Origin of the sequence: Rhodococcus sp. NPDC059968 (assembly GCF_042738615.1) — a bacterium.
Lineage (GTDB): Bacteria > Actinomycetota > Actinomycetes > Mycobacteriales > Mycobacteriaceae > Rhodococcus_F.
The window spans coordinates 1-9,702 of sequence record NZ_JBHWUE010000068.1 but is presented as its reverse complement, the minus strand read 5'-3'; the positions used below and the strand labels follow the sequence as shown (position 1 = coordinate 9,702).

Annotated in this window: 8 protein-coding genes and 1 pseudogene; 2 read left to right on the top strand and 7 right to left on the bottom strand. The window is 64.5% G+C overall.

What is annotated here, in order from left to right:
• Positions 1-946 precede the first annotated feature (946 nt).
• Positions 947-1,315 (bottom strand): Lsr2 family protein, encoded by a 369-nt coding sequence (locus ACFWAY_RS37640; protein WP_378458880.1) that lies wholly within the window; start codon positions 1,313-1,315, stop codon positions 947-949.
• Between the two features lie 604 nt (positions 1,316-1,919).
• On the opposite strand from ACFWAY_RS37640, the gene ACFWAY_RS37635 reads away from it, so the two are divergent.
• Entirely contained in the window at positions 1,920-2,243 is a 324-nt protein-coding gene (locus ACFWAY_RS37635) for a hypothetical protein (protein ID WP_378458881.1), read from the top strand.
• A gap of 190 nt (positions 2,244-2,433) precedes the next feature.
• Here ACFWAY_RS37635 and ACFWAY_RS37630 read toward each other — a convergent pair whose 3' ends face one another.
• The 5 genes from ACFWAY_RS37630 to ACFWAY_RS37610 all read right to left on the bottom strand — a co-directional run bounded on the left by ACFWAY_RS37630 (position 2,434) and on the right by ACFWAY_RS37610 (position 7,041).
• Complete coding sequence (locus ACFWAY_RS37630) at positions 2,434-2,556, bottom strand: hypothetical protein (protein ID WP_378458882.1); 123 nt, start codon at positions 2,554-2,556, stop codon at positions 2,434-2,436.
• A 269-nt stretch (positions 2,557-2,825) separates the two neighbouring features.
• Entirely contained in the window at positions 2,826-4,247 is a 1,422-nt protein-coding gene (locus tag ACFWAY_RS37625; protein ID WP_378514139.1) for a wax ester/triacylglycerol synthase family O-acyltransferase, read from the bottom strand.
• Between the two features lie 778 nt (positions 4,248-5,025).
• Positions 5,026-5,655 carry an antibiotic biosynthesis monooxygenase gene (locus ACFWAY_RS37620; RefSeq protein WP_378514138.1) on the bottom strand — a complete coding sequence of 210 codons (630 nt, stop codon included), beginning with the start codon at positions 5,653-5,655 and terminating at the stop codon, positions 5,026-5,028.
• Between the two features lie 242 nt (positions 5,656-5,897).
• Positions 5,898-6,380 carry a wax ester/triacylglycerol synthase domain-containing protein gene (locus ACFWAY_RS37615; protein ID WP_378514137.1) on the bottom strand — a complete coding sequence of 161 codons (483 nt, stop codon included), beginning with the start codon at positions 6,378-6,380 and terminating at the stop codon, positions 5,898-5,900.
• Positions 6,381-6,753: 373 nt separating this feature from the next.
• On the bottom strand, positions 6,754-7,041 hold the full coding sequence (locus tag ACFWAY_RS37610; RefSeq protein WP_378514136.1) for a hypothetical protein: 288 nt from the start codon (positions 7,039-7,041) through the stop codon (positions 6,754-6,756).
• Positions 7,042-7,998: 957 nt separating this feature from the next.
• Here ACFWAY_RS37610 and ACFWAY_RS37605 point away from each other — a divergent pair.
• Positions 7,999-8,439, top strand: a pseudogene (locus ACFWAY_RS37605) (GIY-YIG nuclease family protein); the annotation flags it as partial.
• Here ACFWAY_RS37605 and ACFWAY_RS37600 read toward each other — a convergent pair.
• The gene (locus ACFWAY_RS37600) at positions 8,409-8,780 is read right to left on the bottom strand and encodes a hypothetical protein (protein ID WP_378514135.1); all 372 of its coding nucleotides are present in this window, start codon (positions 8,778-8,780) and stop codon (positions 8,409-8,411) included. The pseudogene ACFWAY_RS37605 and the gene ACFWAY_RS37600 sit on opposite strands and share 31 nt — an antisense overlap.
• Between the last annotated feature and the right edge of the window lie 922 nt (positions 8,781-9,702).

The following is a 9,702-nucleotide window of genomic DNA, read 5'->3' as shown; positions in this document are numbered from 1 at the left end:
GACGGGACCTTCTGCTGCCGGGCGTTGGAGACAGCAGGATGCCCGGGTCTTCGCCCCGTAGCATTCGGCGGCATCGCCATCGCCAGCCTCGTGGCGTTGCTCGGCATGACAGCCATCATCGGCCTCTCTGACCGATCTCATGGGGCAGTCCAACCGCTCGAGTCTGGCGTTAGCCAAGTCGACTTGACCGCAGGACCGTAACCGCCCGATTTCATGTCGGTGGCGAATCAAGGAGTGGGTGATGAGGAGCTCAGCTCAGTGGTGTTGTGGCAGAAAGGTGTCGAGGCCTTCAGTCGAACAGGCCATACTCGGGCCCCATGGTGTGCGCCTGCTTGAATCCGTACTGATCTCGGTATCGATACAGGCGAGAGGTGACGGGAAGACTCACAGCGCGGGGCCACCATGAACCACCGGGGAATCGGGACGCCAGAAATCTGCAGAGATCTGCAGAGAACGGCAGTGACCGTTGCGATCCGGCTAACCGGCGGGCCTCTGTGCATCTCCTGCTCGTTGTCGAGATTTTCCGCAGCGTCGCCGCCGACGCCTCAGCTCTGTTCATGGTAGTGGCGCTCTGCGCTCCTGCGAGGTGTGGGTGACTTCGTGGCGGGGTGGCGTAGGCATGTGTGCGCTGGAACAACGCCGCCGAATCGCTGAATAGGCATCACGATCATTCATTGATCATCCTGCTGCTCAGAAAAGGTCGGATTCTCGCGAGGGGCCGTAAACGAGATTGGGGCGGTTTGCCTGATGGACAAATCGTTCCGCGGAAGGGCGGCGGTAGGTTGCTGTTGCTCCAAGACCCGGCATTCGCGTCGAATGACAGATCTTGGAGCAGAATTTAGCGCAGGGACCCTCGCCGACACGCCACCTGCGAATGCCCGATCGCCCCCCGGCTTCCCATTCAATCCACTCGACCGTGGAACTCAAATGCAATGGCGCACGGGCGTCAGTGCGCAGCGTCGTAGGCCTCTGCGATCGCGGTAGGAATGCGCCCGCGAACACCGATGTCATAGCCCTGTTCCTGAGCCCATTCCCGTACTGCCCTCACATGGTCACGGTCCCGCCGCACAGGTTTCCGTTTGACCTCACCACTCGACGTGAGTGTGCCCGCGGATCGATTCTTGCGGCCACCCGTCTTCGTGGCGTAATCGATGTAGTGATCGAGTTTCTTGTGGAACTCCCTCGCGTTCCTCGCCGACAAGTCGATCTCGTAGTCGATTCCATTCACGGAGAAGGTGATCGTCTCGCCCTTTCCCTCCGCAATGGCAGTTCCGTCGATATCGTCGACGTGTTCGACAACTATTTGGCGCGCCATTCCAACTCCTTCGTCACTTTACGCACCTACTCTACGTCCATTACACAATGCTCGCCTCAGCCAAAATGCTGTACTCGACACTGCATGCATCGAAAATAGCAAATCGGAAAAGTATCTTGGCGGAAAGAGCCTCATCCACCAGACGGGTCCGCTCGAATCCAAGTCGGGGTGTTGGAAGTAGCCGCAGCCAAGAGGCGCGATACTCAATGCCCGCAGGTCAGCCGCGCGCGCCGACAGGGTCCCCCCCAAATGGACACGGTGACTCGCGTTCGATTCCGCGCCGCCGCGCCCGGAACGATATGGGCTCGCGGCGACGCGATGACCTCACGATGAGGGCGGTGGACGGGGGACTCGGTGGATGCATTCGCGGATCCGGCCTGTGCGGGCAGTCCGATGTTTCAGGACGGATGGCTGCGGGCACGCCGGGACTATGACGACCGAACACGGAACTACGCATGTCTCCGCATCCGGGTCGGCGGGGAACTGTCCGCTTCCGCCTCTGAGGCCCGGTGGCCGGTTGCACATCGTCGAAGGTCGACCCTGGCGTCGGGCGCTCGACTGCGTGGCGGTCGGCGGCAGGGAGGGTAGAAGGCCATGGCACGGTGTGACGAACCCGCAGGATCTGGATTTGCTGCTTGTTGTGCTTTCGACAGATCCCCGCATGGTGTTGTGTCTGGAGGTTGTCGACGGAGATGCGGCCGACCGCGGCGGCAACCTCATGGTGCGTCCTTCCGAAACGGTTCTGTTCCGTCACGGCATTCTGTTCGATGCAGTGAAAAAGCGTTCAGGGCTTCATGTTCGGATGTACGAGAGTTACTGCGGGGTGGATGCGCATGCGATCTTGGATGCCCTCGATAAGGAGTATCACCTCGATACAGCGTGGTTCACCCCTGCGCGGTGGCTCGAGGGCCACGGGGTCGACTTCTAACTGTGCACCAGTCGGGGGCAGGCGGCGGTACGAGCCGCCGATCCGCTGGATCAACCGGGCAGCGCCGGGCGAGTCCCCGCTGTCCTGCGCCCCTGAATGGCAACGCGGCATAGCCGAGCCACGACGCCGAGGGGTGTCGGCGGGTCGTTCGTGAGTCGAGGGCCGGGGACGATGATGCGCGGCGGCTGTGTCAGCCGTTGGCGTGGAATGGGGCACCGTGGCCGCGGCGCCGCGGGGTGGGGCGGCGGAGGAGGACCTCGAGGGCGGCGGTGCCGCCGAGCAGCAGCATGAGCAGTGCCCTGTGCGTGTTCACGGGATTCCTTCCTACCGGGCGGACGCCGGTGCTGTGTCGGTGGCGCCGGTCGAGTGGCGATCGGCGAATAGGGCGGCAATCCGGGTCCTGATCTCCTCGGTACTGATCGAGGTCCTGTGGAGGCCGGGGCGTGGGGAGGTGGTCAAGGTGTTCGGTGTGCTCATCGGAGGGTGTTCTTCCTTCCTGTCCGGGGGAAACTAATGTCGAGTAGAGGATTTCGATCATCACCGTCACCACGGCGCCGTCGGTCACGGCGGCCACGGGGTGGCTTACAGGCCGACTGCCTGTTCGAGGGCGTCGAGTTCGATGTCGAGGTGGTCGAGCATCGGGTACAGGTTCGGGACGGTGCGCCGGCAGCCGGTCAACCCGAATACGAGTTGGTCGTCGCTGCTGGTGCAGGTGATGTTCAGGGCTTGTCCGGTGACCGGGATCGACAGGGGGTAGAGGGAGTCGAGGCGGGCGCCGTTCCAGTACAGCGGGGTGTCGGGCCCGGCGATGTTGGAGATCACCAGGTTGAACGGCGGACGCTGCGGTCCCCGCCTGCCGAGGAGCATCTCGATACCGAGGGGGGCGGCGCCGAGGGCGCTCGTCGCCAGCACTTGTCCGGGGCTCATCGCGCGGAGGGCGTGTTTGCCTTCACGCATGCAGGTGCGCACTGTGTCGAGCCGGTGGGCGGGGTCGGGCAGGTGGGTGGCGAGGTTGCACATCAGGACCCCGATCCGGTTCCCGCTCGCGGATTCCGAATCGGTGCCGGAGGTGTTGGGGCGCAGGGAGACCGGAACCATCGCGATCAGTGGCTCGGCGGGCAGCGCACCGAGATCGTGCAGGTAGGTGCGCAGTGCTCCGGCGGACATCGCCAGGATGATGTCGTTGATGGTGGCGTCGGCGTGTTTGGCGAGCAGCCGTATCCGTTCGAGCGGAAAGGTGCGGGCGGCGAAGTGCCGGGCGCCCCCGATCGCGACGTTGAACATTGTGTGCGGTGCCCGCGTCGACAGCGGCCCGCCCTCGGCGCGTAGGGCGCGGTCGACGGTGCCGGCCAGCGCCGGTGCCAGACCTGCGACCTCGCCGGCCGCGTCGCGGGCGGCGCGCAGGACTTGGCTTGGTAGGCCGCGGAGATTCATCGGCATCGATGACGCTGGTGCCGGCCCGGCCATGCCAGTCGCAGTGGCGGGTGCGGCGGGTTGCCATGGGGCGGGCATACCCCTGCGGGTGGGGTCCTCGCTCATGCTGCGGCGCAACAGGTTCATCGCGGACGCGCCGTCGGCGAGGGCGTGATGGATCTTGGTGTATACCGCGTAGCGGCCCTCTGCGAGGCCCTCGATCAGGTGCATCTCCCATAGCGGGCGGCCGCGATCGAGTGGGGTGCCGTGCAGTCGGGACACCAACGTCATCAGTTCGCACATGCCGCCCGGCACGGGGACGGCGTTGCGGTGCACGTGATAATCGACGTCGACGTCGGTGGCGGTGTCCCAGCCCCACTGCCCCAGCGTGGTCACCGATCGGCGGGCCCGCTTGCGGAATATCGGGGCCACCTCGTCGGAGTCCACTGCTGTCGCGAACATCGCCCCCATCTCGGCCGCGTCGGCGCCCTCCGGCGGAGTAAAGATCGCAAGCCCACCGACGTGCATCGGATGCGCCCGGGAGTCGCCGAGGAGAAACAGCGAATCGGTCGGCGACATCGGCAGCAGCATGTGAGGCCTCCTTCCGTCTGTCCGTGTCGAGTATCCGCACTGCCACTGCAGGTACTTCAGGGGCTGAGGGTTCAGCTCCAGGTAATCGGGTCGTAAGATAACGGTTAGGTGTGGTTCATGTCACAAACCGGCATCCCTGTTTAGTTGTACAGGACGTGCGGACGACCGCGCGAGGCCGAAAGTCCCGGATAGGACAAGTCGGGCAATTCGCCAGTCGGCCGGACTGGGGATGGGGGCCCGGCCGGCGGACGAGTCAGCCGAGCCGATGGATGTCGACAGGAACCCGCTACCTGCGCAGCCCGTACCGACAACACCGTGCTCATACCCGGTTCGCTGCGCACCGGACAGCTTCGACCATGACTCCACAAGGCCCTCGGCACCGGTTCCCCCGTCGGCGCGACCCATGGTGCTGACGAGCAGTGCACACTTACACCCGGCGTGTCGGCCGCTACCTTGTGTGCGGGTCAGCGCGTCGGAGGGGCCGACGGCCCGGGTGAGGTGAGGGGCTGAGTCATAGTGATCTCGACAGCTTCACCCGCTGCTCGGCAGCAGTACCGTGCGTATCAGATCGGTCGTGGCATTGGCGAGCTGCGGGCGGGAGCTACCGGTTGCACGCCCCGGCGCAACCCTCGATCCACTGTGTCGTCGGGTTTGATCTTGTCGTTGGGATTGATCCACATAGACCGCTTGTCGTTGTCGGTATCCGTCTCGAATGACGGCCAACCGCTGCGGCGGCCGTCGAAACAGGCTGAGATTGTGCTTCTGGGCAGTTCGACATTCACGCCATCTCGGGGACGTGCAGGTGCGCGATGGCGAGCTCGAACTCGCATGTATCGAGCACCTCGGCGTTCGCCTCGCGAACTCCTTCGTCCCGGATCCGGTCAATGCGTTCCCTGTTGCGTTCCATCGCCTCGGCGCTGTCGAATGTCAGCGACGACACCCCGCGACCCGCGGCGTGGTCGAGCATCAGGCTGGCGCTGCAGAAGCCGTCGAGTTCCTCCATCTTGGGCAGTGCGGCTATCTTCCACACATCGACGCCGCGGTCCATGTGGGCCGGCTCGGTCTTGAACCACGTGACCCGGCAACAGGCCCCGCGCTCCGAATGGTGGTCGCGATGCATGACAGCGATGTCCCACCGCGATACCTCCGTGGTGCCGTGGAAGACCTCGGCTGCGTCGTCGCGCAGCTTCAGCACCGGTCCCTCGCTGGCGCGTAGCGATTCCTCGTCCCGCCACGAACTGGTCGCGATGCACCGGCCCGAGCCGCGATCGACCAGCAAGGACATTCCGAGGCAGCCCTCGACGTCCGCCAATGCCGGCATCACGGTGTCGCGGACGTGTTTGATCCCGGCGTCGATATACGACGGATGCGCTTGAATTGTGGTTGAGCGTGCGAACACGATCGGCACCCTTCTCCTCAGGGCGGCGCCGACGCGGCGTCGCCGGTCATTTCCCCTTGTTTCACACTGCTCCCCCTATCCGTCGGAGGCAATGGGCGGTGGCCGGTGTACGTGGCGAGGTTCTGCCGCAGCTGCGAGCTCCGACGACCACGACGTGGAGCTGCCCGGATCGGCTTGTGAGGGTGATGCTCAACTGCCCGGCCCGATGGTGGGGCCCTCGCCGAGGTCGAGCGGGACCGCGAGCATCGCGGTCAACGGCGTCTCGGGGACACGACCACATCCGAAGGGGCACCGGTGCAGGCGGCGAGCCGGCGCAGTTGTTTCAGGGGCCAGGATCGGGCGGCGACCTTGCGGCTGCGGCCGGTCGGGGCGTTGAAGATCGTCGGAGGGGACTGCAGCGGCAACGTCAGGTGTTCTTCGGTCAGTCCGTGGTAGCCGGCGCGGACCAAGGTAGGGATGGTGGCCGCCATCTCCCGCGTGATGCCCGGGCCGGACCGCAGCAACCCGCGTGGGTCGAGGGAGGGATGTCGCGTTGGGGCCGCGACCGACGGATTCGACGGTGCCGGGCAGTCCCGGAGGTCCGGGTCGACCGAGAGCGTGCGGTGCGGCAGCCTCATCCCGGAGGCGTCGTCGGTCAGCGACAGATGAAATTTCGTGTACACCGCGGTGCGTCCGTCGGTCAGGTCCTCGATGACGTGCATTTCCCACATTGGGTGCTGCGGATCGAGGGGCATCGAGTCCTCGAGCCGACCACCACGGATACCCGTGCAGTGGGCGGAAAGCGCGTTTTCGGAACAAGTCCGCGGCCTCGGCGTGGGCGCGCAGGCGCTCGACCATGGTGGCGGCGTGGGCGGCGGGTGCGGTGCCGTTCGGGGGATCGAACAGGGTCAGGGTGGCCACGTCGATCGGGTGCGACGGGACTCGTGGAGCACGAACATCGCCTCGGTCGGGCTCATCGGAATCAGTCCGAACCCAGCTCGCACACCGCACCTCCCGGCCGCTGTGTGGTTTCAGCAGAGCACACAGCACCAGCCATGACCGTGCTTTCCGCCGACACGCCGAAACTGGGCCGCAGTGATCCACACATGCGAACAGATCCGCGGGCCCTCAGGTGGTCGACGGCCGGCCTAGTACCTCGTCCCACCAGTCGGCGAGCGGGCTGGGGTCGGGCCAGATGATCGGATCGTCGGGTATCGACGAGGATTCACGCTGGTCCTCGTCCTCGCCCTCGGACTTTCGCTCCGGCTCGGCGTCGACCAGGGTTTGCCGCGCAGCCCCGCATCGACCAGTGGCTACCATCGGTGCCCGGTCCGGGCGAGTCGTTCGCCGGAGCGGCGGCGGATCGGTGGGCGGCGACGGGTTGCGGACCACGGGGTGGAATTCGTTCTCGAGCACGAACGTTTGCTCCTTCGCTGAACGCATCGGCCACCGGACGCGTGGTGTCGTCCGGCCCCCATCGCGGGGGTGACCCTACGCGTCACTGTCGATGCCCTCTCAGTTGTAACCGACCCGCCCCGCCCTGTCAGCCAAACGTCCAACACCGCGGAGGCCTGGGGAAGTCCTCACCTCGGGCGAGCCGTGACCGTCGCACGTTGCTGATGTAGCCCACCCGAATGACACCGCCGATCGCTGTGCTTTTGCGACACTTACTACGGGGATCGTCCGCCTCTACCGTGGCGGGGTGACATGAAGGGGGCGACCATGGCCCAGGCAGTGCGTATATCTCGTGTCGTGCGCGGCATCGCCGCCGCTTCCAGCGCGGTCCTCGCGTCGTTCGGTATCGCGTTGTCCGTGACGTCAACTGCTCACGCTGCACCGGCGGACGTGCAGTTCTTTCTTCCGACGTTCGGTGTAACGGCTGCTCCGCCGTACATGTTGTCGTCGGCCGTCGGTGGATGGGTTATTGCGCAGACCGACCCTGAAAAACCGGGGATGACGCGATTTGTAGGCGACGATGCCAGCTATTGCTTCTGCAGTATCCAGTGGCGAAATCTATCGACGGGGGCGACCGGGACAACGCAGGTGGTACCGAGAAGCACGCTGAATCGTGGGTATGTACCAACGGGGCCGGGAGTGCTTGTCGCCGCCGTCGGGATTCCCGGGACTCCGAGCGTCACGTTGTTGCCGGGTGCCGGGGTGTGGACGGTTCCGTAGATCGCTGTCGCCGCGCTATGATGACATCTTCCGCGTGAGTCCGATCGTTGATCCGCAGGCTGAAATCTGCGGTCTACCTCGCTGCCTCACCGCGCAACCGTGAGCAGGTACTTGCCAGGCCGCGCCCCGTGCCAGCGACTGCTGGTGGTCGCGGATGAGGTCGGGAACGGGTTGTAGCGCCTTGTCGGTTCGGGTAAGCGGTATGCCTTCCACGTAGGGGAGACACTGCTGTTGACGTGGATGGCCGAGAACGCCCCCGTCTCGTGGATCGCGCATGAGGAGCCGTGGGAACTCGAGGATCCGTTGATCGCGAGCTTGGACGTTCCACTCAACCAGGACGGCAACTCACGCAATTTCTTCTACCTCCAGTTGAAGGAGTTGCGCGCCGCTGCGCAGCACCGGGCTGATGATCTGCCCGGTTTCTTCCGAAGCCCGGCGTGGGCGGCGGTGGATCGAGGATCTCTCGGGTTTCATCCGAATGCTGCGACCCATGGTTCTCGTCAAAGGTTCAGGCAGACGATTGATACGGACAGTGTGGCGGCGTTTCGTGGTGATGGACTTGTGCGCGATGGTGTTCCCTCACTGAAAGACTGGGCTTGCGAGGAGCGTTACGCCGTCTTGCGGTGTTCAAGCGGGTGATTCAGCGCCGTATCGAGGGGCGTGTCCTGTCGGGCTTCGATGATCAGCTCGTGAAGTCGTTGGCGAAAGCGGGCCGGCGTCATTCCGAACGTAACGAAAGTCTCGTCGTCAGGTGGGCCGCCGTAGGGTGCCCATTTTTCGGCGAAGCCGATGAATTCATTCAATTCCTTCCGTTGTAGCTGGCCGAGAAACGTGCCGGATCGGACAGCGCGGCGGTGGTTGCGTCGGCGCCGGTAGTTGCGAATCGCCGCTTCAACGTTGGGTTCGGCGCTATTGGATGGTCTGGCCGACTCAGAATCGGCGATCGCGCGGCGGGATGGTCGCGTAGTTAAGTGGGGCATTGCTTTTGAGTGCTTTCGTCTGTCGGGCGATTGGTGATCTTGTAGGAGGCGCCGATTCACCTGGTTGGTTGGCAGCTGTCAATTACATTGACTTCCACTGTTGAACTCCGCTGCAGTCGAACCGATCACAGTGCCGGGGCGGCGTCGATTTGGCCGGATGTCGGGGTACCCCATGAGGTTCGGTGACGGTTGCCGCTGCGACCATGGGCATAGCGCTCGAGTCGATGACGTAGAGGTCCATTTAGGGGGAGCCTCTGGTGGTGTAGGTGAGGTCTCGGGCGATAGGGGCTGCGAAGGTGCCGCTGACGACTGCGCCAAGTGCGGATCTGATGGATGTCACCGGAGCATCGACATCCGGAGAGAAGTACGTCCGTGTACACCGTGGACATGGGGCCGTGTGCCGTTCGGATCAGCCGCACGGCGACCCCGTATCCGGCACGGCATTCGTAGCGGAGCGCGAAGGAGTGGCCGCGGTGTTCGTGGAGTTTCTCGAACATCGGGTCTTCGCCGCCGGTAGGTCGGCGAAGATATCCGACAGAGACGAGGGTGGCGGAGACCGCGAAGGGTTGGTCGGCAGCAGGGGCATTACTATGTTGCGGTTGCGGCCGACGAGGTCACAGACCTGCGCGGTGATCACAGCCCCCCGACGATGGACATTGATCCGGATACCGATCGATGGGAGGGCCGCCAGTTGTTCAAGTGCTGGGTTCGCAGCGGCGAGCCGCACGATCTTGTCAACGATCAGTGCGGCACCGCCCACGAGAACGGTGTTGCCTGTTAGCCGGCAGGAAACAACGGTTGATGCATGCATGGAAGACTCGTAAGACTAAGCCTAAATCCACCGATCGACTGATGTGTCCGTGGTGAGTTTCGTTGTGCGTCAGCGAGTTGGTTACGGGCGTGGGTGATCGTCCGACCTGCG

What these genes read in the sequence shown, in the direction of transcription:
- ACFWAY_RS37640 (WP_378458880.1), bottom strand. Translation starts at nt 1,315, where the DNA reads ATGGCGCGCCAAATAGTTGTCGAACACGTCGACGATATCGACGGAACT.
- ACFWAY_RS37625 (WP_378514139.1), bottom strand. Translation starts at nt 4,247, where the DNA reads ATGCTGCTGCCGATGTCGCCGACCGATTCGCTGTTTCTCCTCGGCGAC.
- ACFWAY_RS37615 (WP_378514137.1), bottom strand. Translation starts at nt 6,380, where the DNA reads ATGCCCCTCGATCCGCAGCACCCAATGTGGGAAATGCACGTCATCGAG.
- ACFWAY_RS37600 (WP_378514135.1), bottom strand. Translation starts at nt 8,780, where the DNA reads ATGCCCCACTTAACTACGCGACCATCCCGCCGCGCGATCGCCGATTCT.